We start from the raw sequence: 26,919 nt of genomic DNA, 5'->3' as shown, positions 1-26,919 counted from the left end.
TTCAAAAACTATATATTATCCTACTTAAAAGACTGTATGTTTAGGAAGGGGGCTTAATATTTAATTCGGATATATGTAATTATGAATATACTGCTTACCGGTGCTACCGGCTATATTGGCAAAAGGCTGCTTCCTGTGCTTCTTGACGAAGGTCACCATGTTATTTGCTGCACAAGAGACAAAAAACGTTTTAATACCTCCCAATACCCGGCAGACCAAGTGGAAGTTATTAGTATTGATTTATTGGATGCCTCCACACTTGATGCAATACCTAAAAAAATTGATGCAGCTTATTATTTGGTTCATTCAATGTCATCCCAAAGCGAAGATTTTGAAGTCCTTGAACAGCAAGCCGCTACAAACTTTGTAAACCAACTGGAACATACCCAGGTTGAACAGGTTGTGTACCTAAGTGGAATTATTAACAGTGATAACCTTTCCAAACATTTACGCTCACGCAAGAAGGTTGAGGAAATTTTATCTTCTGGCTCTTTTTACCTGACCACCCTTCGGGCAGGAATTATTGTGGGGTCCGGCAGCGCATCCTTTGAAATTATCCGCGATTTGGTTGAAAAACTACCGGTTATGATAGCTCCCAAATGGCTAAGTACCCGAACACAACCCATCGCTATCCGTAATGTGATTACGTACCTGAAGCGAGTGCTTAACCATCCCGAAACATTTGATAAAAGCTTTGACATCGGCGGACCAGAAATTCTGACTTATAAGCAGATGCTGCTCCAATTTGCTGAAGTTCGAAATCTGAAACGTACGATTATCAGTGTCCCGGTAATGACACCAAAGCTTTCCTCGTACTGGCTTTATTTCGTTACTTCTACCTCCTATAGGCTGGCCGTTAACTTAGTCAATAGCATGAAGGTAGAAGTGGTATGCGGCGAAAACAATCTGCAGGAGTTGCTGAGTATAACTCCTATTTCTTACAAAGAAGCTATTCGCATGGCTTTTGACAAGATAGAACAGCAGGAAGTATTATCCAGCTGGACCGATGCTCGTTCAAGTGAGGTATTGAAGGAAGGCATATCGAATTTGATTGAGGTGCCCTCTTATGGCTGTTTCAAGGATAAACAACAAGAACATATAAATGATGAACAAATGGTCCTTAACCGAGTTTGGTCCATCGGGGGTGAAACCGGTTGGTACTACGGTGATAGTCTTTGGGCCTTGCGTGGCTTTGTTGACAAAGTGGTTGGAGGTGTCGGATTGAGGCGGGGACGTAAAAGCAATACCAATATATCAGCTGGCGATTCTCTTGACTTCTGGCGGGTTCTCTATGCAGATAAGTCAGAAAAACGACTATTGCTTTATGCCGAAATGAAACTACCTGGTGAAGCCTGGCTGGAATTCAAAATTAAAGACAACGTGCTTTACCAGACCGCAACTTTTCGTCCATTGGGTTTATGGGGACGACTTTACTGGTATGCCCTGCTTCCTGTTCATGCATTCATTTTCAAAGGCATGATTCAAAACATTTCAGCTCCTTCCTCAAATCATTAATAAAAAAATGGCTTTTTACCAGCTAAAACGTACACAGGTTATTCCCTCAGATATCTCCGAGGTCTGGAATTTTATTTCGACTCCCCGGAATCTTAGTAAAATTACTCCGGATTATATGGGCTTCGATATCACCTCTGCAGAACTGCCCGAAAAGATGTATGAAGGAATGATTATCAGTTATAAAGTGAGTCCCTTTTTGGGGTTAAAAACCGATTGGGTAACAGAAATAACACATCTTAGAGAGAAGAAGTTTTTTGTAGATGAACAACGTATTGGTCCTTATAATATCTGGCATCATGAGCATCATATTGAGCCGGTAGAAGATGGAGTTAAAATGAAAGATGTCGTAACCTATCAGCCCCCTTTGGGACCATTGGGAGTGCTGGCTAACAAGTTATTCATAAAAAATAAATTGCAGGAAATTTTTGATTATCGCGAGCAAGTCGTGGATCAATATTTTAAATAGTATTATTAGCTGTATTTTACCCCTCACACCTTAACTTTTTCAATTCTGTCCTGTTTATGAAAGTTATTGTTATTGGATCCGGACTTGGCGGCTTATCCATTGCATGCCTATTGGCTTCCCAAGGACACGATATTACTATCCTGGAAAAAAACGATGCCATCGGGGGTAAAATAAATGAGGTTCAAACCGGAGGGTTTCGTTTTGATACTGGACCTTCACTCTTGACGATGCCTTTTATTCTTGAATCTCTCTTTGAAAGGTGTGGATACAAGCTTCAGGAATTTCTTACTATCGAAACAGTAAATCCGATTTGTCGATATTTCTATAAAAACGGTACCCAATTTGACTGCTACCAGGATTCGGCTGCCAATATTTCCCAGATAAAAGAATTTGCTCAGGGAGATGTTGAAGTCTACCAGGATTTCATGAATCATTCACAGGATCTGTATCAAAAAACCAAAGATTCCTTTCTCTTCAATCCCCTTTACGGGATAACAGATTTAAGTTCTCTCAAATTAACCGATTTTTTACACATCGATGCTTTTCAAACTGTTGCCGAAAGCGTTGATACCCAGTTTACATCTTCTGAACTTAAAAAATTCTTTAAGCGGTTTACAACCTATAACGGTTCCTCTCCCTATCAGGCCCCTGCAACCCTAAATGTCATACCGCATGTGGAACTTAGCCTGGGCGGATACTATATCAAAAATGGTATGTATGCTCTCATAAAAGCTTTGCATGCTCTTGCTACAAAATTAGGCGTTAATATAGCTACCAATACACCGATACGGCGCATCCGGTTACAAGGAAAAAGAGCATCAGGAGTAGAAGGTGATAACCAAGAGTTTTATCCAGCTGATATAGTCATTTCCAATGCCGATGCCTGTGAAACCTACCTGAACCTGCTCAATACTGCTGATTCCTCTTGGCTGAACCGAACAAAAATAGAACAAGCCGAACCCTCCTGCTCTGGATTTGTATTACTGCTTGGACTTGATAAACAATATGAACAGCTCACGCATCACAATATTTTCTTCTCAAGCAATTATAAAAGGGAATTCCATCAGATATTTAACCAAAAAATAATGCCTGATGATCCCACAATTTACATTGCAAATACGTCGCATTCGGATCCGGATCATGCCCCCCCGGGTGGATCGAACCTGTTTGTATTAGTAAATGCACCCTACTTAAGCAATGCATATCACTGGGAAGAAAAAGAATCCCAATACCAAAATTTTCTTATTAATGAGCTAAGCCAACGGGGACTAACAAACCTTAACGACCACATCCGGTTTTCCCAAACAATTACTCCCCGGGATTTTTACTCGAAATATCGCAGTAACAAGGGGAGTATTTACGGAACCTCTTCCAATAGCAAGTTAGCCGCTTTTCTGCGGCCGGCCAATAAATCACGTTCAATAGATGGCCTTTATTTGGTGGGCGGAAGTACCCATCCCGGAGGAGGAATCCCCTTGGTTACCCTCTCTGCATTTCACGCTTTTGAACTTATTCAAAGATATGAATAAAACTGAATGGTTAGCTCAGGATATCCAACCATTAATTTAGGTATGTCCTAAATTAATAACCTCCATATCCTGGAGTTTCCCTTCGTCTATCGTAAATCGAATGCAGGTTCTGTATATTTGAGCGCCATATCTGCCCGCAGCCCCAGGGTTTATAAAAAGCATCCTGTTCTTTTCCTGATCCCGTCCGACTTTTAAAATATGCGAATGGCCGCAAATAAAAACATCCGGGGGACTTTTCTCCATCTCTTCCCGGATTGGCAAACAATATCGCCCCAGTGTTCCTCCAATATGGGTCATCCAAATATCAATCCCCTGTCGTTCAAACCGTTGGTGCTTCGGATATTCCTGACGAATTTTATTTCCATCGATATTACCATAAACCCCGGTTAATGGTGCAATGGATTTGAGTTGTTCAGCGATGCCAATAGTTCCAAAATCCCCGGCGTGCCATATTTCATCACGATCTGCAAAATATTCCGCTACCTGAGGATCAAGGTAATTATGTGTATCCGAAATTAGGCCAACCTTAATCATGCTCCTTCTTCATTTTCATCTATACAATCAAAACACTACCAAATGTACAAAGTTTCAGTATCAGTAAAAATTACATCAATTGAAAAATAGATTTCCACCTTTTCCCATGCATGACACTTATTCGATCTTTACTATTTAATTACTACCTTCAACTCTTTCTTAGCAGATTAAAACGTTAACGCTGGCAATCAAAACATTTTATCTTTATCTAAATTATTTATGTTGCCCTCTTTTAGCATAATTATCGTTTCCTGGAATGCCTTACATCATCTACAGGAATATCTTCCGAGTGTTACAGCGACCAACTATCCGGACTATGAAATAATTTTGGCAGATAATGCATCCACTGACGGATCAAAAAATTGGGTGCAGGAACAGTACCCTAATATTAAGATTGCCTCTCTGGATAAAAATTATGGATACTGCGGGGGTAATAACCGGGCCGTTTCCTATGCAAATGGAGAAATTCTTGTTTTCCTTAACAATGACGTTCGCGTAGAGCCGGACTGGCTGAATGGCTTATCCAACTGCTTTAAAAATTCCAGAACGGCAGCCGTACAACCCAAGTTGCGATCTGACAGACAGCCCGAATACTTTGAATATGCAGGAGCGGCAGGTGGATATCTGGATAAATATGGCTACCCGTTTTGCAGGGGACGAGTTTTTGACACGATCGAGATGGATAAAGGCCAATATGATGATGAACAGGAGATTCTTTGGGCCAGCGGAGCCGCCCTGGCCATCCGAAAAGAAATATTCGAAGAACATGGGGGATTTGATGAGGATTTCGAATTTCATATGGAAGAAATCGATCTATGCTGGCGGGTATGGAATGCCGGCTATAAGGTTCGTTATTGTCCCGATAGCATGATCTATCACCTTGGTGGCGGATCCCTTCCGATGGATTCTCCGCGAAAGCTCTATTACAATTATCGCAACAGCTTAAAAATGCTTTGGAAGAACTGTAGTACAGAAAGCCTGATCACGCGCTTTTGGGGAAGATATCTACTGGATATCATTGCAGGCTTGCGTTCCCTTTTAACAGGTAATTGGAATGAATTTATTGCTATAGCCAAAGCCCACTATCATTTCTGGACAGAATTCACGGTTACTCATGAGAAGAGGCAAAACCTGCAACAAAGCCGCAAACAGCAATCAGATCCCCCTACTATCCTTCCCGTTCGTCTGGTGTGGGATTATTTTTTAAAAGGCAAAGACACCTTTCGGGATCTGATGGATAATTGATATATGAGAAGGGATCAGATTAAAATAAGATAAATGGCATGCAAACTGAGAGACTAAAAAAAATAACAGCTGCATTTTTTAAAAAATGGTGGGCCTCATTCCTTATTCTCCCCTTCATTATCTATTCTATCCATCAGATGTACTGGGCACTTCGTTTCAACATCTTTTTTTCAGTTAACTATTCCTATCCTTTTCCACTCAATATTGTTCACCTGTTTATAGATACCTTCTTGCTCATTACTCATGAAGCGGGACATACATTCTTCGGTATTTTTGGTTTCCGGTTTATCACTATTTTAGGAGGTTCTTTATTCCAGATATTACTACCTCTGGCTATTTTAATATTTTGCTGGATTAACAGAAAAAGCATTGGAGTTCAGCTATCATTTTGTTTGTTAGGATTCAGCTGGATGGACGTAGCCGGATATGCGGCCGATGCAAGTGAACGTCAACTACCACTTATTGGCAACCTGGGTGAAGAGGCCCATGACTGGTACAACTTGTTATTCCAATTAGATGCATTGCAATATGACCGAACAGTTGCTTTCACATTCGTTGCTATTGGTATCATTTGTTATATTGCAGCTCTTATGGTTCCACTCTTTTATAAAACATACAAAGAGGTATCTATTGATCTGGAGATCAATTAAACAGATTCTTTTGGAACACGGGAGCTAAATGGGATACCATAGCAAAAAATTATTCTACTTACTTTATTTACTATTAATGGAAGTGTAATTTAGCAACACAACCATTCAAAAAATCGAGAAGATGGATCATTTAAAAACAATTTTATTTCCAACGGATTTTACAGAGGATGCCGCCCAGGCTTATACCTACGCCGTTAAAATAGCAGCTCAAGCCGACGCAGAACTACATTTATTACATGCTATTGAAGAGCCGTATGATTTTGCAACCCGCGTTGAAGAAACAGTAGATGCTCTTATTGAAAAAGCCGAAGAGCATTTTGAGGAGCTCATAGCGGAAGCAGCATCCGACTTCGAACATCTGAATATTGAATATCACATTGAAAGAGGTAAGCCTTATGGGGTTATCAATCAAAAGGCCGATGAAATAGGGGCTGATCTTTTGGTTATGGGCACTAAGGGGGAATCCAGCTTAAAACGTATTCTTTACGGGAATGTCACGTCTGATGTCATTCTTGATTCAGAAATTCCGGTCATGACCGTGCCTATTAACAGTAAGAAGCCCTATCTCGATCGTTTCCTTTTTGCTACGGATTTCCGGTCCAAGGATATGGAAGCGCTTAAATCGACCGTCTTTCTGGCCAGCATTTTTGATGCGGAAGTTCATGTGCTTCATGTTTCCGAAGAGAAGGATATGGATACTGATATCCGCTTCAGAGGATTTAAAGATTTAATAAAAGAGGAGATCGATTATTCAAAACTCGAATTCCATCACCTTGAAGCAGAACGATTTTCCAAAGGGGTTTCGAGCTTCCTCGAAGAATATCCGGTATCTCTGATTATCCTCATCCGGTATAAAAAAGTATTTTTGAGAACACTGCTTTGGGCCAACAATACACAAGAACTGACCTATCATACCCATGTTCCAATGCTCGTTCATGTCCCTGAAAATCTTTAACGATGTAGGCAAATCTATCTCCGATGTTTCTTCAAATCGTATCTATCCTCTATAAGGTCATGCCTTTTTTGGGGTTATGTATTATTATTTCCTGCAGTACAGAGCAGGATCGTATGAGTGATGAAGAATACTTTCAAACTATTAATGAATGGCACAAACAACGCATTGAATCTCTGCAGGAAGAAGACAGCTGGCTAAGCCTGGCCGGACTATACAGAATTGAAAAGGGGGAACATGCCGTCGGGGCTGACTCCACCAATGATATTATTCTTCCTGACAGAGTAGCTCCATATATCGGAACTATTATACGCAAGGAGGATTCCCTGACCTTTTTTGCGGATCCCGAAGCTTCAGTAAGTTCAGAAGGAGATACCATTTCTGAAATTGACCTCCAGGTCCAGGGAGAGCAAGCTCCCACCAAACTAAGGCACAATGATTTTATCTGGTATATCATAGAAAGGCGGGGGGATTACTACCTGCGTCTCAAAGATACCAAACATCCTAATTTTTCAACCTTCGATGGCATTGATCGCTTTCCCGTTGATCGTAAATGGAATATAAAAGCAACCTTTGAACGTTTTGAGTCTCCCCGCACTGTTACTATTCCTGATATACTTGGTGAAAGCTACCAAGATTCACTATACGGAACCCTTCATTTTACCATTAATGACCAAGAATATCAGTTAGCACCGTTAGGTCATCCGGATAATGACGAAGAGTTTTTCATCATCCTGGGAGATAAAACCAATGGTAAATCCACCTACGATGGCGGAAGGTATCTCTATATAAACACTCCGAACAAAAATAGTGTTACCTCTATTGATTTTAATAAGGCTTATAATCCTCCCTGTGTGTTTACCGACTACGCAACATGTCCCCTCCCACCCCTGGAAAATCAGCTGTCAGTAGCAATCACTGCTGGTGAAAAAATGTATGAGAATTCGATTGAATAAGCTTATAATATTCAGGCTGTTATTCTCGCAAAAATTCTCAGCCGCTAAGGAATCAAACAGAGATCTCTTTCAAAATTTTATAATCCGATAAATGACTATTAAGTAATTTATGACCTATCTTTCTACGGAAAATCTATCTAAAAATTATGGTCCAAAAGTACTTTTTCAAGGACTGTCGTTCGGTATTACCGAAGGAGATAAAACAGCTCTTATTGCGGAGAACGGGACCGGCAAATCTACCCTTTTGAAAATTCTGGCCGGCGAGGAACAGCCCGACGGTGGAAAAGTAATGGTCCAAAATGATATACGAATCGGATTTCTGGAACAGGATCCCAATCTGGATGAAAACCTGACGATCAGGGAATTCATTGCTCAAAATGACAATCAAACCGTTGAAATAATACAGCAATACCACCAAGCCGCTGAACAACAGGCAGAAGATTACAATGAAGAGAACCGGAAAAAGTTTGAACGTGCTTCTGAGGCCATGGATACCGTCGGCGCCTGGGATTATGAGCAGCGCATGGAAAAGATTCTGAGCAAGCTTAATATTCACAATCTTGACCAATCCATCGCCACCCTCTCCGGTGGAGAACGCAAACGTGTGGCCCTTGCTTTTGTGCTCCTCGATAATCCGGATCTTCTTATCCTTGATGAACCCACAAACCACCTGGATATTGCCATGATCGAGTGGTTAGAGGAATATCTCATTAGTACCAACAGAACACTTTTGATGGTCACCCACGATCGTTACTTTCTGGATCGGATTTGCGACCACATCCTCGAACTGGAAGGAGGCAAACTATACCATCATAAAGGCAACTATCAGTATTTTCTGGAGAAGCGTTCGGAGCGAAGAGAAATTGAACGCAAAGAAGCTCACAAAGCCCAGCAACTCTTCAAAAAAGAGCTCGAATGGATGCGCCGCTCACCCAAAGCCCGGACCACTAAATCTAAATCCCGTATTGATGATTTCAAGGAACTAAAGGATAAAACCGAAACCGGACCCAAAGATCCGGAATTGCGCTTGAGTATTGATATGCCACGGCTTGGAGGTAAAATTTTAGAACTTAAAAATGTTTCCAAAAAGTTTGATGACAATAAAATACTGGATAGCTTCTATTACACTTTTGAAGAGGGAGAGCGTATCGGGATAATTGGCGAAAACGGGGCCGGTAAAAGCACCTTCCTAGATATGATTACCGGAAAAGAGCAGGCGGATTCCGGAAAAATACGAACCGGTAAAACCGTCGTATTTGGCCATTATGAACAGCAGGGACTGGAGTTTGATGAAGATGAACGGGTCATCGATATTATTCAGAACGAGGCTAAAATTATTAAACTGGCCAACGGCAAAAAAATTACGGCCTCCCGTTTTCTTGAGCACTTTATGTTCACCTCTGAAATGCAATATACACATGTGCGCAAGCTTAGCGGTGGCGAAAAACGCCGGCTGGCACTAATGTTAGTACTTATCCAAAACCCTAACTTTCTCATTTTGGATGAACCCACTAATGATCTTGATCTGCTGACCCTTAATAAATTAGAGGAGTTTCTCCTGGATTTTGAAGGATGCTTGATCATCGTCTCACATGATCGCTTTTTCATGGATAAGCTAGTTGATCACTATTTTATTTTTGAAGGTGAAGGGCAAATAAGGGATCACCACGGTACATACGAAGAGTACAGAGAACAGATCTTGGAAGAACAATTATCCTCTTCATCTACATCCTCCCCGGAACCAAAACAAGAAACAGATTCCTCTGCTCAAAATCATTCATCCTCATCCACCGATGAACAAAGGCTCAGCTATAATGAACGCCGGGAGTATAACAAATTGGAAGAAAATATTGCAAAACTTGAGCAGAAAAAGGAAGCGCTTGAAACTGAAATAAGCAGCGGAAAACTTAGTCACGACGAATTGCAGGAGAAATCAAAACAATACGAAAAACTCAACGCCAAAATAGAAAAGAAAACCAGCCGCTGGTTTGAACTGGCCGAACGCGCCTGAAAGGTGATTTAGCACAAACATGCTATTTAAAACGGGTATTTGTCTGTTCTTATTGAAATAAATCGCAATGAGAACGCCATATTATGAAAAACCAGCTAAGTTACCTTTTAAAAGTACTGTTCATTATTACGGTCACGGTTTTACTTTCTGGCTGCTCCCATGGACTTCTTATCCTTGAAGGAGAAAGAGGCGGGGTAGCTGTAGAAAAACATGAGCGGAGACCTGACCATCGGAAAGGCGTTGGAAAAGTACCTCCCGGACATATGCCGCCTCCCGGAAGCTGCAGAATCTGGTATCCCAATACTCCACCTGGCCACCAGCCTCCACCCGGTGACTGCTACACGCTCTCTCGCAACGTACCGCCGGGTGCCTGGTTGATTCGGGGATAAAACAGATCTAATAGTTAGTTTAAGTATTTCCTATAACCAATTGTATATTAATCAATTACAGATTTATAAAAAATATTTAAACTTTTAACAGATTAGCATTACTATATATCAATAGCCCGGGATGTATTCCCGGGCTATTGATATATTTTGAAATATTTACTATTCACACGCCGGACAAATCCGCCGCAGCATCGGGTCCGTGGGACACGAGTCGGCATTGGCTTCGAGTGCTTCATCTACGACCTCATCACCAAATTTTTCCCGTGCTTTGGCCTCTAGTTCTGCCTTATCTTCTTCTACCGGATCGGTTTTCTGTTTCGCCCCATCGTTTTCAGATGGAGATGAGGCTCCGAACCCTTTGCGCGATCCCCTTTTATTTACTTTCTCGGTGTACTTCTCCCCTTTTACTACCTTGTCAATGAAGCAGTAATAGGTGGACTTCAGCTTCTTTTCCCAAGCATAAAGATAGATCTCCTCCATGTTGTCACGCAAGTGCTCATCAATGTACAGCGATTTGGACACGGCCTGATCGATGGATTCTTGGAAAGCCGCCGCGATATCAATCTGCCGCTTGGGATGGATCTCATAGGCGGTCTTATACAACTCTTTGTCAATAACGCCATCAAGCTCATCGATATACTGCACCGAGCCGTTATTGGCCTTTATGGCATCGGCGATCTCATCGCTCCACTTTCTTTTTTCTTCCAGGTCCTCAATCAGCTGACGGTTAATAACGATATGCTTGCCGGAAAGAGTATCGCGGGAATAAAGATTACTGAAATAACTGTCGATGGACGAGGTTGTACCGGTGATAATGGAGATCGACGCAGTTGGCGCAATTGCTAATAGTACGGCATTGCGGCGTGGCGGGTAATCATACCCTTTACCCTGCTCTTCCATCTCTTGGTAATGCCTGAATGCCCCGCGCTCTTCGGCCAGCTCCTGCGAGGTACGGTAGGCAATCTTCCGCATGAAGGCTCCCAGTTTCCGGGCCAACATAACGGCTTCTTCAGAGTCATAGGCAATTTCTAGGTCGATCAGGGCCTCCGCAAAACCCATGAGTCCGATACCCAAGGGACGCAAGTCCATTGTATTACGCTCTGCAGCCTCGGAGGGATAAAAATTCTTATCCAGGATATTATCCAATCCCCGGGTCATTGTTTCGAGCGTATCTTCCAGCTTTTCCCAGTCGATATCACTCAGGTCCTCTTTCACATGTTTCGAGAGGTTCACCGATGCCAGCGTACAAACAGCCGTAGAGTCAGGACGATTGGGAATGGAGATCTCGGTACATAGGTTGGAGCTGTTGATCACGCTATACTCCGGACACGGGTTATGGCGGTTGTGCTCATCTTTAAAGATCAGCCACGGGTGACCTGTTTTCGCCAGCTTGAAGAGATACTTCTTGAAAAAATCCTGGCTGTCCAGTTTCCTAAATTGCTCCAACTCATTGACTTCGGCCTGCTCAATACGCTGCTCATATTTCTTTTTGAAGTCATCGCCTGTGGCATCTACCAGTTCGGAACACTCACCGGGATCAAACAGGTAGATCGGCTCTCCCTGGTCAATTCGACGCATCATTTCGTCGGGCATCCATAAGCTCGTGTTGAGCGATGGTGTCCTAAAATAGGCGTTGCCCGTGGTTTCCCGCAGATCCAGGAAACCATCGATATCCAGGTGCCAGGGCTGCATGGAGATTACCTGCGAGCTGCGGCGGCGTCCCCCCTGCTGGATGGAGTTAACCAGCGTATCAAAGATCTTTATAAAGGGAATGGCCCCGGATGAGGGTGCATTCAGCGAAGCAATATTCGAACCCGTAGCCCGGATACGACTGACATCCGTCCCCACACCCCCGGCATATTTGGCCAGGAATGCCGTCTCGCGTGCCTTGTCCATAATCGAATCCAAGGAGTCATCGATAACGCTCACATAGCAGGAAGAATATTGCGAGGTAACGGTACCCGAATTAAACAATGTTGGCGTGGAATGCAGGTACTCCAGCTTTGAAAGCTTGTTGTAGATCTTGACGATCTCCTCGTTGGAATTACCGATGCCCATGGCCACCCGCATAAAAAACCATTGCGGTTTCTCCATGACCTCACCATCGCGGTTTTTCATCAGATAACGGTCATTCATGGTCGTTAAGCCAAAATAACCAAGCAGGCTGTCCCGCTCAAAGTTGACCGACTGCTCCAGAAGATCAAAATCGAACGCTTTGAGCCGTTCATGCAGCAGCTCCTGTTCAAATCCTTTTTTCAGGTATTCCCGGAAGCTATCCAGTCGCCGGTCAATTCGCTTGTTAATGAGCTTCAACAACTGCCTTGTGGCCAGGGTATCGTAGACCGGGTGTTTAGGAATGAGCTGTTCTATAGCCTTCAGCACCAGCCGGTCGAGCTCTTCGGTGGACACCCGCTCCGGGACTTTTAGGTCCAGTTCTTTCATGATCAGAAAGACCAGCTCGTAGTCGTCCTCTACCTCCAGTCCTTCTATAATTTCAAAAATGGCGTTAATAATTTTCTGTGTTCTGAACGGTTCTTCCGTTCCGTCGCGCTTTATGACAGTTCTTTTCATAGTGTTGAAAGGTTGAAAGGTTAAATATTGAAGGTTAATCCGCACAGCCCCTACTCGTTGCCACTTGTCAAGGGTTTTGTCTCCACCGAGCTTTTTTGCCCGGTAGTATCATTTCCTGTCAACTGTGGGGGTTACCTTATAAAGGGTTAATAGACTGCTTGCTCTTTGAAAGTGGTCTTTACAATATCTATAGGGTGCTATATCAATAGTTCGTATATTCGGTTGAGGATACCTCAAAGAAGTTGATCAGCTTCTTTACATCTTCCTTCTGTAGGAATCGCAGGGGATTTTCGTTGATGTGGAACTCCTGCTGAAAACCCAATTCCTGCAGGCGCCGGTCGGTGATATACTTCAGGTAGCGCTCCAGTTCACCGTAAGAAATTCCCAGGATCGTACGGTCTCCGAACTTATGTTTCACGTATTCTATTTCCAGGGCGGTTCCCTCCAAAATGATGTCCCGTATATCCTGCACGTACTCGGTATCTTCCACAATCTCCGGATTTTCATCCAGCATAATCAGGATTGCCTCAATACCGTTCTGCAGGTGCAACGACTCGTCAATCAGCACCAGTTCTACCCCGGAGACCACATTCTTCATCTTGGCCATATCTTTGAGGGCGAAGAAATGTGCAAAAGAGGAGTAAAAGAAAATCCCTTCCAGGATAATGTTATTCAGTAAAATGGCCCGCAGGACCTGCTTCTGTCCTTCAAGCGTTTCCGGATCGATCTTCTCATAGCTGATCTTGTCGATCTCATCCACAATCAGCGACTGCTTTTTGCGCAGGATGGGGTCATCAAAGGCTACATCGTACATCTTCTCGCGGTCCATACCGAATGACTGCAGCACAATCTCAAAGAAATCGCTGTGGATATTCTCCATAAACAGCTGCGTGCTGAAGCTCATCTTGGCGTGTGGATCGGTGAGCAGCGGAAAGAAGGAGTTTACCAGCACATTCTGTACCAGCAGCTCCGAGGAGCAGAAGTAGCCCACAGCCGTATCAAAGAGATCCTTTTCATCATCCGAAAGCGAGTGATAGTCAAGCGCATCCTGCTGGATATTCAGCTCCTCCGGAAACCAGATCGCTTTTTTTTGTTTTTCGTAGAGCTCCTTGAAAATGGGATATGAGGGATCTTCACTGAGTTTAATATTATCACGTACTGAAGTGCGTCCTATTAGTTTGTTGTTCATAAATAAATAGATTTTGTCGGGACGTAGTATGCTACGTCCGTATAGATTAAAATTTTATACTTTATCCCGCATCAGGCGGGCTGCTTCCACCATATTTTCCAGCGACGGCAGCGTCTCTTCCCAGCCTCTGGTTTTAAGTCCACAGTCGGGGTTTACCCAGATCTGTTCAGGCTCAAGTACATCCGCAGCCTTTTCCAGCAGCGCGACCATCTCGTCGGTTGAAGGCACCCGCGGAGAATGGATATCGTAGACACCCGGACCTATTTCATTGGGATATTCGAACTCCACAAAGGCATCCAGCAGCTCCATCTGGGAACGGGAAGTCTCCATAGAGATCACATCCGCATCCAAGCGGGCAATATGTTCGATCACATCATTAAACTCCGAGTAGCACATATGAGTGTGGATCTGTGTTTGGTCCTCTACCACCGTAGAAGCCATGCGGAAGGCATCTACCGCCCATTCCAGATAACGATCCCAATCGTCACGCCGCAATGGCAACCCTTCCCGGAAAGCGGGTTCATCAATCTGGATAGCCTGTATGCCGGCTTCCTCCAGGTCTTTTACTTCATCGCGGATGGCCAGGGCAATCTGCTTAGCGGTTTCAGACCAGGGCTGGTCGTCGCGCGGAAAGGACCATTGCAGGATGGTTACCGGACCCGTGAGCATTCCTTTGACCGGCTGGTCAGTTTGGGACTGGGCGTACGAGGACCATTTGACAGTGATGGCTTCCGGACGGTGGATATCGCCATAAATGATGGGCGGCTTTACCCCGCGGGTGCCATAGCTTTGCACCCAGCCGTTGCGGGTAAAAGCGAATCCGGCAAACTGCTCACCGAAATATTCTACCATATCATTGCGCTCGAATTCACCGTGGACCAGCAAGTCCAAGCCAATCTCTTCCTGTTTTTGGATCAGTTTATCAATCGCCTCTTTGATATGCTGTTCGTACTCTTCCCAGGATAACTTTCCCTTTCTGTAATCCGCTCGCCACTGCCGGACTTCTTTAGTTTGCGGGAAGGACCCAATGGTGGTAGCGGGGAACAGGTCCGGCAGATCCAGATGTTTCTGCTGTACCTTTTTTCGTTCTCTGTAGGGATGGTCGCGGTGTAGGATACCATCATCCAGATTCTCTATGCGCTCCTGCACATCGGGATTATGCACCAGCGCTGACTCTCCTTTGTCAGCCAGATCTGCCTGGTGCGCCCTTACAAGTTCCTGCTCTTCGTCTGTCAACGAATCCTCTGCGAGCTTCTTCATCAGGGACAGCTCGTCCAGTTTCTGGTTGGCAAAAGCCATCCAGCGCTTGACCTCGGCAGGCAGCGCCGTCTCATCCGTTTCCTGCTCCAGATCCACCGGACAGTGCAGCAGCGAGCACGAAGGTGCTATCCAAAGCCGGTCGCTTCCAATTGCTTCCTCAGCCTGGTCAATAATCTCTGCTGCTTTTTCAAGATCTGCTTTCCAGATATTCCGTCCGTTGATCAATCCCAGGGAAAGCACTTGCTCCCCATTCATTTTATCAAGCACCACTTCCAGCTGATTCTGATCTTCTACCAGATCGATATGAAGGCCGTCTGACGGTAGTTCGCACGCCAGATCCGAATTTTCACCGAGACCCTCAAAATAGGTCGTCAGCAGCAAGTTTAATTCTCCCAGGTCTTCATCCAGTTTTTGATAGGCTTTCCGATAGGCCTTCTTGACTTTTCCATCAAGGTCCAGAGAAAGAAACGGCTCTTCGATCTGCACCCACTCGACGCCCATCCGCTCGAGCTTATCCAAAATTTCCTGGTATACAGGCAGCAGCTTATCTAGCAGGTCTAGGCGGTGAAAATCACCGCCTCCCTCCTTTTCCTTGCCCAGCAGCAAGAAGCTGACCGGACCAATAAGCACGGGCTTTGTAATTACGCCCACGGCTTTGGCTTCCTCGTACTCGTCAAATATTTTTGATGAAAGACATTGGAAGGTCTGATCGGCCGAAAACTCCGGGACGATGTAGTGATAATTAGTATTGAACCATTTGGTCATCTCCATGGCCGAGATGTCATGATCTTCATCCTGTATGCCCCGTGCCATGGCAAAATAAGTATCAATGGGATAGCTCAGGATTTTGTCATTCTCCTGGTCATACAACTCCTGGTAGCGCTCCGGGATAGCCCCCACCAGCAGCGCCGTATCCAGCACTTGGTCATAGAGTGAGAAATCATTCGACGGCACCCAGTCTATGCCGGCTTCTTTCTGTTTGGTCCAGTGCATCACCCGAAGGGCTTCGGTGGATTCCACCAGTTTTGATTTACTGATATCGCCTTTCCAATAAGATTCTACGACTTTTTTAAGATCTCTGTTGATACCTATCCGCGGGTATCCGAGGTTGTGAGTAAGCATGAGTAATACCTTGTTTTAGCTTATAATTATACGAGGTGAGAACGCTAAAACGTTGATAAGACAGGAGATAAAAAATATCACATAAACCATAATGAAGACCTACGCCGTTCCTGTCTTTCAACAACGCCTTAACTCCCGAAGGCCTCGTTTACTCAATTTAAAGGCAGGTCTCCTGGCTTACCGAAATTTCCTTGATCCTTCCCATCTCTTTTGGGGCTGAGACAGTGGCTTAACAAAGAAATCTATCGGATTACAGTTGCGGGAACAGCTCCGGATTCTCCTTCTCAGGAATCACCGGATTCCCTTTTCACCCCGACCGTGGTCGGGACACCTTTAAATCTTACTTTTAAGAAAACAGCTTCGGCGTTCATTGTCAACGATTACTTTTCCACATTTAGCCTAAGTTGTTAACATTCCGGAGGAAAGTTTCGATGTATAAATGGCACCAAAGTGGTTTCATGGAAAACCAGTGTGCATAGTTATAATCAGTAGGTTCTGTTGTGGGTCTGCATTGTAAACTTGAAACAGCTATATGTATGAGTCAATAGCGCGGGAATTAATTCCCGCGCTACTTATTTCCTGTCCCTTTTACCCAGTTATTTATAAACACTTATAGCCCTGGGTCGCTTTACAGGACGAGTTGTTAACCAGTCCAAACGGATTGGCAACCTGTCCTATCAATAACCTCCTGAATAAACAGGTTTAACAGAATCCCGATATGGGCCAAAAAATCTGTAAGGATTCCCCTCCAAAAGGATCTTACTTATTGAGAAAGAGCATAACTACTATATCATGCAAACCATTTCAGCATTTATTGCAGATACTAACGCCTCCAGAGCTTGAAATAAATTCAGAATGACACGGGTGATTTATTACAACCCATAAACGTTCAAAACAAACAAAAAGCTATGCCCATTACCTACGCCCTTTACCCCAACCATCTGACCAATAAACCGAACGACCACCGGGCTATCGTCCGGCACGGGAAAAGCCTTTCGATGGAAGATATTATTGATGAAATGATCAGCCGGGGATCAACGATAACTAAAGCCGATGCACTGGCCACGCTCGAAAACTATGAAGCGGCCATTGAACGTGCTCTTTCCCGCGGCCACCGTATTGATACTCCCCTGATGAATATCAGCCTGTCTATCTCGGGTATTTTTAAAGATCATGAAGATTACTTCGATCCTAGTCGCCACCAGTTGCATATCAACTGTAACTGTGGGCTGCGTTTAAAAACCCTTCCCGGAAAGCTTCGACTGGAAAAAGTAAACGGACATATTCCCCGCCCCGCCATCACCCGGTTTTTAGATGTGGATTCCGATACGAAAAACGAATTGCTCACCCCCGGAAGCATCGCTATCGTCCGTGGTTACCGTTTAAAAACAGATCCGGATGACAAACAGCAAGGGGTATTCTTTATCAGCCATGACGGTACAGAGATTCGCGTAAACAGATTCATCCGGAATATGCCCAAAGAGCTGATCTTTGCCATTCCCGATACCCTCACGGCTGACAGTTACCGGCTAGAAATACGGGCAATAATGCACAGCTCATCCGAAATTCGATCGGGAAGACTTGATACTAAACTCCAGCTAGCCTGATCCTCCTCCCGCCTTTGCTTTAGTAGGATATTGAATGAATTATCCTTTGTAATTCTGCGTAACGTTCCCCCTAACCGACGTAACTTCACTGTTATCAGTATAACTTACACAGAGTTATTTAGATAACAGTATTACAGTTATTAGGGTAACATAGGTAGTGTTATTAGTATAACAGTGAGAAAGTTATACTAATAACTTTTAGAATATCATTCCCATGGCAGTGAGCATTATTAGTAGGGGTATACTGCCCCTCTCGGCCTGTAAGAATCCTCTACAAGGATATTACAAGTTGAAGGAACGGGTTAAAATGCGTATGGTAAGGTAGCTATTAATAAACCGCTTGTCCCTTGATGGGAAAGTATAACACGAACTTATAAGGCATATTAAACTATTATGAAATTTTCGATCAAAGTAATGACCGCAATGATTGTCATCGCAATGGTGCTGGGCGGAGCGTTCTCCTCTTCGGCGCAGGAAACAAACGGAGAATGGATTTCCCTGTTTGACGGTGAAACACTGGAAAATTGGCAGGCCGGTGAAAATCCGGAGACCTTTTCGTTAGAAGATGGAATCATTAAAGTTGATGGTCCCCGCGCACACCTGTTTTATTCGGGACCTGTGGAAAATCATGATTTCACGAATTTTGAGTTCCAAGCGGATGTAAAAACGACCGAAGGATCTAATTCGGGCATCTACTTCCACACCGAATACCAGGAAGAAGGCTGGCCGGAAAAGGGGTATGAAGTACAGGTTAATAATACTGATGATGATCCAAGAAAAACCGCCAGTCTCTATGCCGTGAAAGACATCATGAATGATGCTCCCGCCAAAGACGGTGAATGGTTTACATTGCACATCAAGGTCCAAGATAAAAACGTTACGGTGAAGTTGGATGGAGAGACCCTCATTGAGTATACCGAACCGGAAAATGTGGACCGCGAGGGACGCGTACTCGATAGCGGTACCTTTGCCCTGCAGGGACACGACCCAGAAAGTGTGGTGTACTACAAAAACATAAAGGTAAAACCCCTGCCATAAATCAATACTATTCGAGCGTTAAATCGCAGGGAAGGCTGATTTAACGCTCGAACCTCTTTACATTAGTAACAGAACTGATAGAAAATTAATCTAACCCATTGAATGTTATGGAAAAGATGAACCGACTGCGTGATGCAATTACAGATTATATTTACGAAGAAGGAACTGAGTACCACCGGCTTTTGCTTTCCAAAGATTTTCACCAAGCTCTTTTGAAGGAGGCCGAAGAAAACGATACCCAGGTAGATCTGCCAAGAATAGAAGTAAAGGAAAATGTGGATTATAATTTCAAGCTTCTACCTTAAAAGATGCCCTATCAGTGGATAGTTTAGGATTACGCTTTAGTTTGTCAAAAACACGGAATTAAACAGACATTTTTTTTGTAAATAGATATATGCAGTTTATTTTTTAAAAAGCATGATTGTCAATACATAACCCAAAAGAACAGCACTTTTTATGCCTAGATGTGAAATTTATAAAGATGCCAAAGGAGAATGGAGATGGCGAAGAACAGCCAAAAACGGCGATATAGAAGCGTACTCCAATGGCGGATTTGAGGACAAAGAAGAATGTAAGAAAGATGGCAAAGAAAATGGTAATTGCACCAGTTATACTCGCAGCAATTCCTATTAGGCCATTTTAAAACGCATTAAACGAGGCTGTCTATTTTACGACCAATAGGCAGCCTTTTTATTTTTTAGCTGCTATTCTTTAGTAATATCACACTCAAAACAAATTAATGGGACAACGAACAGAACGTATTTACAACCGCGGGGAGTCTTTCCTCCGGAAAAAGAACTACGAACAGGCGCTGCGTCTTTTCAACCAGGTACTTAACAGAGAACCCGGTCATAAAAAGGCGCTCAAAAATAAGCTCATAATTAAAATTGACAGGGAGAAGAACCAGGAAACAGAGGAATTCCTACAGTTTGCTTTAAAGCAGGTCCCTGAGGATAGTGAGCTGCATCAAATTGCCGGCAGCTATTATATGAGCCTGAATAAAGCAGAAAGGGCTGAAAAATATTTCAAAAAATCAGTTGCCCTCGATGATAACAATGCCCTGGCTCACTATGGGTTGGGGCTCATTGCTGCCAATCAACATTCAAATCATAAAAAAGCAATCGAATGTTTCAGCCGGGCAATTCAATTAGATCATGACTTTGCCAATGCTCATTTTAATCGGGGATGCAGCTATATGCTCCGGGAACAAATGGATAATGCACGGGAAGACTTTCTCAGGGCAAAGGAATTAGACCATCCGGAAGCCGGTCATTTTCTAAAGCAGTATTTTTAAAAGGATTTAAAATACTGCATGGAATTATATGATTTGCGATGTGGCTTCTTTAAAATTTTCCGGAATTTTGATACCGTTAGATGCCTCCCAAAACTAAAATCCGGGAAAGAAATAATTAAAGAGAAGAACAAGCGCATAAATTGCAGCTGCAGCACCAGCGCCAATGAGTAGTACAGAAACCGCTATTGCCTGTTCATCTGACATCTCTTTCTTTTTCTGAACTTTTTTCTTATCCATAACGACTCCTATTTGTTGGCCTTTTAAATCAAATTATAGCTCTTAGGGGTTATTTCCAAAATAAAGGTCATTTTTTCCTTTAAAAGCTATCAGCTATCTTATAGGGGTACGGGTAAATAAAGAAATACATGGCTTTTTATGGACAGATCAATGATAATATATGAGCAACGCCATGATATATGGCGTAAAGGCACTTTTGCTTCTGCAATGTTAACCATCCTGTTTTTTATCCTGTTCTGGAATATCCCCGATCCTCTGTGGATAGGGATACTTCGGTTGGTTACCTTTATATTTTTTACGCTTACCGTCTTTGGTACGTTAAAACTTATGGAATCGCCTATGGAAGTAGAACTCAGTTTTAACTCCAAATATCTGCTAATCTCCTATGTCCAAAACGAAAAGGAAGTGCTAAACGAACAGTTCGATCGCTCTGCGATTCAATCGATCCTGCCTACGTCCAATGACCTCCCCTTTTGGACCCACTATTTGCATCCGCAATCGGCCATACTCAAAGTCAACTTTAAAGAAGAACAGCATAAATCTCCTCTAATCAAATACCGGGGGCGGCCGCTCTTATTTAAACAAGACGAATTATCTGAGGTTCGGAAATGGATTGATGAGGAGCAGCAAGAATATAATAGTAAGACCACCACCTAATCTTGAATTGACATAGGGAATGCGGCCGGGCTTTTATGATCATAGCGATCAACAGCACGGACTCCGAAAAAAAGGTCTTCTGTTGAAACTCCTTTTAAGGTAAAGGCTGTGGTATCACCGACAAACTCAGAATCTGTCCAATAGGGTTCATCCATTGCTCTCCAGACAACTTCATATCCTTTTAAATCAGGTTCGTTATTCGGCTCCCATTGCAAGCTAATATTATCATCCGACTGGGCAATGTCAGCGCGCACCTCACTTGGTCCGGCAGGTGCATTTGCCAAGGTACTGAGTACGGCAGCATTTAATTTAACAACCTGATGAAGATAGTTATAGTCAACGTAGCGTGCCGCATTTGCAGGCGGAACTTCTTCCCTTTCTCGGTCCTCCTGTCCGGGGGGATCCAATCGTACTACAGGATATTCATTGAAATCCGCAAATAATTCTCTTTCCGTATCTTCCCTTTCCACTACCTCAACAGAAATATGCGGTACAAACTGTTCGGACATTTCATAAAAATATTGTCCCAGCTCTCGCGACTGGAGGTCATTATTGGTGTTTTGGTTTTCTCCGCCAGATATCCGCGGTACCGATATCCGGACTTCGTTTTTGTACTTATTGGCCCTATGCTTGTAGCTGGCTAAATCATTTAAAACTAAGCCTGCGATATGCAGGTTATATTTCTGGATTCCCTTAATAAAATGCGCTGTCCCGGTACGGTTTTTCTTTCTGTCCACTGAAATTAAAAAAACAAGAGTAGCATCAAATTCATGCTCAGACATCGTCCGTACCAGCTCCATAATAACACCCATATTAGGAATATGGCGGATATCATTCTTGTTATCTGATTGAGCGGCATCATACAGTCCGCTTACCACGTACATCCTTTCTTTGCTTTCGAGCTGAGTCCCTGGTAAAATAGCTGCTATATTGACAATCTCTGCCGAGTCTTCCTCTTCACTTCTATAGGTATAAGATACCTTCAGATTATGATCGGATGCCTCCTCGTATCTTTTAAAAGTATCATATATCCAATGACGGACAGCATCTATATCATCCTGAGTATGATAATTTCTCAGCGAACGTATATTTGCTTCTATAGAATCAACTTCAATTCCTCTATATATTTTGGTAATATGGGGATCATTTTTTAGTCCTCCCTTATGCCTCTTTTTTTCGTCACAACTTTCAAGATGAAAGAAAAGAAAGACTATCAATAGCGGAAAGAATAAAAAGTATTGGACGTTGCTCATCAAATAACCTATTGCCTATCTTTTCAGGATTCAATAAAGGATAAAGTACTTATCATCCAAATGTTGTAAAATATTTGATAAGATTTGCAAAGCAATTATTATTTCCTCAATCTTATATTCAAACTTTTTAACAAAATCCCGGGTCATGAAGCTTTTCAAAAAACTGGCACTATTTGTTATAGCGATAGCTATTAGTCTGGGCTGTACCTCTCCTGATTCCCAAAAACAACCCCAAACGGAATCACAGGCTAAAGAACCTACTCCACCAAGCGGGAAAGAGTTAGCTCAGAAATATATTATTGTAGACGGTCATATTGATGTCCCTTATCGACTGCGAAATAACTGGGAAGATATTTCTGATTCTACCCAGAGCGGTGACTTCGATTATCCGAGAGCAAAGGAAGGTGGCCTGGATGCCCCGTTTATGTCCATTTATATTCCGGTACGATACCAGGAAACCGGTGGAGCCAAAGCCGTGGCCGATAGCTTAATCAATATGGTTCAGGGAATAGCAAATGACCATCCGAAAAAGTTTGCAATCGCTACTTCTCCCGAAGAAATCAGGCAACACGTTGATGAGGGATTAATCGCTCTTCCCACGGGAATGGAAAACGGGGCTCCCATAGGGACGGACCTCTCCAATATCCGGTATTTCTACGATCGGGGTATTCGCTACATAACGCTGGCCCATTCCCGGGATAATAAAATAAGCGATTCTTCCTACGATACTACAGAAGACACTCACAATGGACTCAGTGATTTTGGAAGGGAAGTCGTCCAGGAGATGAACCGTGTAGGGATGATGGTAGATGTATCTCATATAACGGACGAAGCGTTCTTTGACGTGATGGAGGTAACTCAGGCTCCGGTGGTGGCAACCCATTCATCCGTCCGACATTTCACCCCCGGGTTTGAGCGAAACATGAGCGATACCCTGATTACGCGTCTGGCTGAAAATAATGGTGTGATCATGATTAATTTCGGCTCCACATTCCTTGATAGTACCTCAAATAAGAGCAGTACGAGAGTACGAACTGAAATTGAGGAGAAAATCGAAGAACGGGGACTGGAGCCCGGCAGTAAGGAAGCTCAAGAATTTAGTGAAACCTATTTCGAAGAGAACTTTCAGTACAGTACCGTAGAAAAGGCAGCCGATCATATAGATTACGTAGTGGAACTTGTTGGTATTGAACACGTGGGATTAGGTTCCGATTACGATGGCGTGGGCAATACTCTTCCCACCGGATTGAAAGACGTATCTTCCTATCCCAATCTCTTTGACGAACTCCTCGATCGTGGATACAGCGAAGAAGATGTACAGAAAATTGCATCCGGTAATATTTTTCGGGTTTGGGAGCAGGTCAATAAGGTAGCTGAGGGTATGCAGAATCAATAACCTTCCTTAATTATTTAAAAGCTCACAAAGAACTTTAATTCAACTTTATATATGCATCCAATAACAAAACCTACCCTTCTGCTTGATGAAGATATTGCCCACGCCAATATAAAGCGGATGTCTCAAAAGGCACAGAAACATAATCTGACTTTTAAACCCCATATGAAGACTCATCAATCGGCTCACATCGGGGATTGGTTCAAAGCGGAGGGAGTAGAAGCGATAACCGTCTCCTCAGTGACTATGGCAAATTATTTTGCCGAAAATGGGTGGAGCGATATTACCATTGCCTTTCCTGTAAACTTAACAGAGATAGAAACTATCAACGACTTGGCGGAAAAGGTAAGGTTGACCTTATTGGTAAATTCCACTTTCACCGCACAACAACTCCAAAAAAAGCTTACAGCGGATGTTGACTGCTATATTGAAATTGATACCGGATCCAAACGAACCGGGATACCCACTGAGGATATATCAACAATTAATCAACTCCTAAATGTCTTAAAAGGTGTGGATAAACTCAGCTGGAAAGGGTTTTATTCCCACCCGGGTCACTCCTATAATGCCCGCTCTATGGAGGAAATTCAGAACATCCATCAAACTGTTGCTTGGAAAATAAAGCAGTTACGCTCAATTGTTTCAGATTCTACCTCATCTTATGAGGTTTGTATTGGTGATACTCCATGCTGCTCGAAGTGTACAAATTTTGACTCCATTGATGCTATAAGTCCCGGTAATTTTGTCTTCTATGATCTGATGCAGTATCAAATTGGCAGCTGTAAGGTCTCAGATATAGCGACAGCGGTCACCTGCCCTATAGTTGACCGTTACCCTGATCGCAATCAGATCGCGATCTACGGAGGCGCTATCCACTTCTCTAAGGAAGTGCTGGAAACCATTAACGGACTTAAACATTATGGATGGATAGCGGAAAAGGAGAATAACGGATGGAAGATTATGGACAATGACACCTATCTTATGAAACTCTCCCAAGAGCACGGCATCATACAATGTTCAGATACAACTTTTGATCGCTTTGCTATAGGCGATACACTGATGGTCTTACCGGTTCACTCCTGTCTAACAGCAAATCTTTTGGGACGCTACCGACTCCTGAAAAGTCAGGAAGAAATAATATCCTTTTCTTAATTGCTGCGATAAAGCCACGCATCCGGATTTTCATTCGTCTGGATCTCGCTTAGCTGAGATTGCGCCACTCCAAAATCGTCATAGCCTCCAAAAGTAACCATTTGCATTGAGGAACCTGACTTCTGAATAATAGTTGAGTTATATCCCTTATTTTGCAACTCGTTCTGCAGATCCACAGCATTTTGCTGGACACTAAACGAACCGGCAATAATGTAATATTCGGCCTCTGTAGATTCAGAACGTGCCGGTGTGTCTGTTTCCTCTTCGGTTACCGAAGTATCCGTTTTATTTTGGTCATCGCGATCCTCCTCTTCATCCATTGCGATCTCTACCGATTTAACCTCCACTTCCGGATCCCTAACTCTAGGTGTTTCCTCCTTCTCCTGCTGCACTTGGTTCTCAGAACGTTGTTCATCAGGTGAGTCTCTTTCCTGATTCTTGTCATAATTATCTTCCGGTTCCGGCTGCTCTGTATCTTCCGTTAAGGAATCGGGATCTTCGGTATTTTTGCCCTCCAGGTCATCCATCACGCCTTCATTATTTAATTCGCGCTGACTGTCCCTGATATCCTGACGGAATCGATCGCGTTCATCCTGAATAATTTCAAATTTATTTCTGGTATCCGGTTTATCATACCGGTCCTGAATAGAAGGCTCAATAGATGCTTGCAGTAACACTACCAGTTCCCTCATCTGATAATCCTGCGAATTATATCCAAACAAGTATTTCAGACCAAAAAACCATGGGGGAAGATCCTTCAATATGGGCACACCCCGCCGTACTTCTGTTTTCTCAGTTCTGTACAAACCGGCTAGGATCGTTGCCTCGTCATCCAAGAGCAGCGCTTCTGTTTCTGCCTGCTGTTTGTTGATAATAGTACTCACGGGATCAGGTTGAGCTGAAGAACGTTCAGCATCAATGTCCAGATGAATAAAAGTAGTATCGTTATGGGTAATAATTTGTGGTGTGACCGTAAGAATAGTACCAACGCTAAAAAATTCTTCCACCACATTACCGGCGAAATCACGCTGTTTAATGGAAAAGTCCTGTCCTACCTGAATTCTTCCTTCCTGACCATCAACAACCTTTATTGTAGGTGAGGCTAATATTTCGCCCAGGTTATCCGCTTCAAAAGCACTAAACAAGGCCTGTACCCGTATCCCGGTATTGCCAATTTCGCCCAGGTTAATCAAGGAATTAAATACATTCTGGGATACATCCTGTGCACCTTTGGAGTTAACCGAAACGAAGGGACCGATAAAATCGTCACCGGCAGGTAGCTGCCCCTGACTTTGTCCACCCTGTCCTCCCTGGCCGCCTCCTCCACCACCCTGGCCGCCTTGTTGTTCATTTACAAAAGAACCAACATTATCAGGAACATTATTCGTTAAGGTAGACCAGTCGACTCCCACTTCCTGAAGCGCGCGCCTGTTGCCCTCGAAAAAGATAGCATTAATCCGTACTTCCCGGGTATCGATAGTTGCGGCAGGCCCTTCTCCATCTTCTCCACTGGCAGTAGCCTGCCCCCCCGTTGTGGCTCCTTCTCTGGGAAATACGATTTCATAAAACTCCTCTTGTTCAACAAGCCGTAGCTGTTTGACCCTTAAAATAGTTTCAAGAGCATCCATCCAGTGCATGGAAGGAATAGAGATACCGATATTTCCTTCTGTTCCCGTACGGTCAATAATCATTTTACCCCGATACTCCTGGGAAAATTCATTAAATACATCCAGCGCCCGGGAAAAAGAAATGGAACGGTCAAAAGTTACAACCTCGTCGGGATTGGTATATTCACGCACAGGCATGCGATCGCTATTCTGTCCTAATAATACCACAGGTGCTAGGCACGAAAATACAAAAATTATAAGTACAGAGGTTGTAATTTTACTAATAGTCATA

At 43.4% G+C, this 26,919-nt stretch carries 24 protein-coding genes and 1 riboswitch; of the genes, 17 read left to right on the top strand and 7 right to left on the bottom strand.

Annotated features, from left to right (window positions below):
- Positions 1–81 precede the first annotated feature (81 nt).
- Genes ABEB05_RS02680 through ABEB05_RS02670 form a run of 3 tightly spaced genes read left to right on the top strand, consistent with a single transcriptional unit; the run spans position 82 to position 3,510 of the window.
- Positions 82–1,515, top strand: coding sequence for an SDR family oxidoreductase (locus tag ABEB05_RS02680; protein WP_265787304.1), 1,434 nt, complete (start codon positions 82–84; stop codon positions 1,513–1,515).
- Positions 1,516–1,522: 7 nt separating this feature from the next.
- A complete protein-coding gene (locus tag ABEB05_RS02675) occupies positions 1,523–1,981 on the top strand; it encodes an SRPBCC family protein (RefSeq protein ID WP_265787303.1) in 459 nt (152 codons plus the stop codon).
- Positions 1,982–2,037: 56 nt separating this feature from the next.
- A complete protein-coding gene (locus ABEB05_RS02670) occupies positions 2,038–3,510 on the top strand; it encodes a phytoene desaturase family protein (protein ID WP_265787302.1) in 1,473 nt (490 codons plus the stop codon).
- A gap of 36 nt (positions 3,511–3,546) precedes the next feature.
- Here ABEB05_RS02670 and ABEB05_RS02665 read toward each other — a convergent pair whose 3' ends face one another.
- Entirely contained in the window at positions 3,547–4,044 is a 498-nt protein-coding gene (locus ABEB05_RS02665) for a metallophosphoesterase family protein (RefSeq protein WP_265787301.1), read from the bottom strand.
- A gap of 219 nt (positions 4,045–4,263) precedes the next feature.
- Here ABEB05_RS02665 and ABEB05_RS02660 point away from each other — a divergent pair, with 219 nt between their 5' ends.
- The 6 genes from ABEB05_RS02660 (at position 4,264) to ABEB05_RS02635 (ending at position 10,247) form a co-directional block, all read left to right on the top strand.
- On the top strand, positions 4,264–5,289 hold the full coding sequence (locus tag ABEB05_RS02660; RefSeq protein ID WP_265787300.1) for a glycosyltransferase family 2 protein: 1,026 nt from the start codon (positions 4,264–4,266) through the stop codon (positions 5,287–5,289).
- A 38-nt stretch (positions 5,290–5,327) separates the two neighbouring features.
- Positions 5,328–5,939: a hypothetical protein gene (locus tag ABEB05_RS02655; protein ID WP_265787299.1), complete on the top strand. Its 612-nt coding sequence runs from the start codon at positions 5,328–5,330 to the stop codon at positions 5,937–5,939.
- Positions 5,940–6,060: 121 nt separating this feature from the next.
- The gene (locus tag ABEB05_RS02650; RefSeq protein WP_265787298.1) at positions 6,061–6,894 is read left to right on the top strand and encodes a universal stress protein; all 834 of its coding nucleotides are present in this window, start codon (positions 6,061–6,063) and stop codon (positions 6,892–6,894) included.
- A gap of 113 nt (positions 6,895–7,007) precedes the next feature.
- Entirely contained in the window at positions 7,008–7,847 is an 840-nt protein-coding gene (locus ABEB05_RS02645; protein ID WP_345694229.1) for a DUF1684 domain-containing protein, read from the top strand.
- Between the two features lie 109 nt (positions 7,848–7,956).
- Complete coding sequence (locus tag ABEB05_RS02640; protein ID WP_265787296.1) at positions 7,957–9,858, top strand: ABC-F family ATP-binding cassette domain-containing protein; 1,902 nt, start codon at positions 7,957–7,959, stop codon at positions 9,856–9,858.
- Positions 9,859–9,941: 83 nt separating this feature from the next.
- Positions 9,942–10,247 carry a hypothetical protein gene (locus tag ABEB05_RS02635; RefSeq protein ID WP_265787295.1) on the top strand — a complete coding sequence of 102 codons (306 nt, stop codon included), beginning with the start codon at positions 9,942–9,944 and terminating at the stop codon, positions 10,245–10,247.
- Between the two features lie 159 nt (positions 10,248–10,406).
- Here ABEB05_RS02635 and ABEB05_RS02630 read toward each other — a convergent pair whose 3' ends face one another.
- The 3 genes from ABEB05_RS02630 to metE form a co-directional block, all read right to left on the bottom strand.
- Positions 10,407–12,818 carry a ribonucleoside-diphosphate reductase subunit alpha gene (locus tag ABEB05_RS02630; RefSeq protein ID WP_265787294.1) on the bottom strand — a complete coding sequence of 804 codons (2,412 nt, stop codon included), beginning with the start codon at positions 12,816–12,818 and terminating at the stop codon, positions 10,407–10,409.
- Positions 12,819–13,020: 202 nt separating this feature from the next.
- Positions 13,021–14,007 (bottom strand): ribonucleotide-diphosphate reductase subunit beta, encoded by a 987-nt coding sequence (locus ABEB05_RS02625; RefSeq protein WP_265787293.1) that lies wholly within the window; start codon positions 14,005–14,007, stop codon positions 13,021–13,023.
- A 54-nt stretch (positions 14,008–14,061) separates the two neighbouring features.
- Positions 14,062–16,389: a 5-methyltetrahydropteroyltriglutamate--homocysteine S-methyltransferase gene (metE, locus tag ABEB05_RS02620; protein WP_265787292.1), complete on the bottom strand. Its 2,328-nt coding sequence runs from the start codon at positions 16,387–16,389 to the stop codon at positions 14,062–14,064.
- A gap of 145 nt (positions 16,390–16,534) precedes the next feature.
- Positions 16,535–16,739, bottom strand: a riboswitch (cobalamin riboswitch).
- Between the two features lie 558 nt (positions 16,740–17,297).
- Here metE and ABEB05_RS02615 point away from each other — a divergent pair.
- From ABEB05_RS02615 to ABEB05_RS02595, 5 genes are all read left to right on the top strand, one after another.
- Positions 17,298–17,996: a DNA-binding domain-containing protein gene (locus tag ABEB05_RS02615; RefSeq protein ID WP_265787290.1), complete on the top strand. Its 699-nt coding sequence runs from the start codon at positions 17,298–17,300 to the stop codon at positions 17,994–17,996.
- Between the two features lie 393 nt (positions 17,997–18,389).
- Positions 18,390–19,034 (top strand): 3-keto-disaccharide hydrolase, encoded by a 645-nt coding sequence (locus ABEB05_RS02610; RefSeq protein ID WP_265787289.1) that lies wholly within the window; start codon positions 18,390–18,392, stop codon positions 19,032–19,034.
- 107 nt (positions 19,035–19,141) lie between these two features.
- Entirely contained in the window at positions 19,142–19,339 is a 198-nt protein-coding gene (locus ABEB05_RS02605) for a hypothetical protein (protein WP_265787288.1), read from the top strand.
- Between the two features lie 151 nt (positions 19,340–19,490).
- Positions 19,491–19,667: a YegP family protein gene (locus tag ABEB05_RS02600; RefSeq protein WP_265787287.1), complete on the top strand. Its 177-nt coding sequence runs from the start codon at positions 19,491–19,493 to the stop codon at positions 19,665–19,667.
- A 106-nt stretch (positions 19,668–19,773) separates the two neighbouring features.
- Entirely contained in the window at positions 19,774–20,328 is a 555-nt protein-coding gene (locus ABEB05_RS02595) for a tetratricopeptide repeat protein (RefSeq protein ID WP_265787286.1), read from the top strand.
- A gap of 93 nt (positions 20,329–20,421) precedes the next feature.
- Here ABEB05_RS02595 and ABEB05_RS02590 read toward each other — a convergent pair whose 3' ends face one another.
- Positions 20,422–20,565 (bottom strand): hypothetical protein, encoded by a 144-nt coding sequence (locus tag ABEB05_RS02590; RefSeq protein WP_265787284.1) that lies wholly within the window; start codon positions 20,563–20,565, stop codon positions 20,422–20,424.
- Between the two features lie 138 nt (positions 20,566–20,703).
- On the opposite strand from ABEB05_RS02590, the gene ABEB05_RS02585 reads away from it, so the two are divergent.
- Positions 20,704–21,222, top strand: a complete 519-nt coding sequence (locus ABEB05_RS02585; RefSeq protein ID WP_265787282.1) for a hypothetical protein — start codon at positions 20,704–20,706, stop codon at positions 21,220–21,222.
- On the opposite strand, the gene ABEB05_RS02580 is transcribed toward ABEB05_RS02585, so the two are convergent.
- Positions 21,219–22,475, bottom strand: coding sequence for a hypothetical protein (locus ABEB05_RS02580; RefSeq protein ID WP_265787280.1), 1,257 nt, complete (start codon positions 22,473–22,475; stop codon positions 21,219–21,221). The genes ABEB05_RS02585 and ABEB05_RS02580 overlap by 4 nt on opposite strands.
- A 145-nt stretch (positions 22,476–22,620) precedes the next feature.
- Between ABEB05_RS02580 and ABEB05_RS02575 the strand changes: the two genes are divergently transcribed.
- Together ABEB05_RS02575 and ABEB05_RS02570 are read left to right on the top strand one after the other, a co-directional pair.
- Complete coding sequence (locus ABEB05_RS02575) at positions 22,621–23,871, top strand: dipeptidase (protein ID WP_265787278.1); 1,251 nt, start codon at positions 22,621–22,623, stop codon at positions 23,869–23,871.
- Positions 23,872–23,922: 51 nt separating this feature from the next.
- Positions 23,923–25,020 (top strand): alanine racemase, encoded by a 1,098-nt coding sequence (locus tag ABEB05_RS02570; protein WP_265787277.1) that lies wholly within the window; start codon positions 23,923–23,925, stop codon positions 25,018–25,020.
- Here ABEB05_RS02570 and ABEB05_RS02565 read toward each other — a convergent pair.
- Positions 25,017–26,918: an SPOR domain-containing protein gene (locus ABEB05_RS02565; protein WP_265787275.1), complete on the bottom strand. Its 1,902-nt coding sequence runs from the start codon at positions 26,916–26,918 to the stop codon at positions 25,017–25,019. The two genes, ABEB05_RS02570 and ABEB05_RS02565, sit on opposite strands and share 4 nt — an antisense overlap.
- Between the last annotated feature and the right edge of the window lies 1 nt (position 26,919).

The sequence above is a fragment of the Fodinibius salicampi genome, assembly GCF_039545095.1.
GTDB lineage: Bacteria > Bacteroidota > Rhodothermia > Balneolales > Balneolaceae > Fodinibius > Fodinibius salicampi.
The sequence above is the reverse complement of the archived record's forward strand: the minus strand, read 5'-3'. Positions and strand labels throughout refer to the sequence as shown.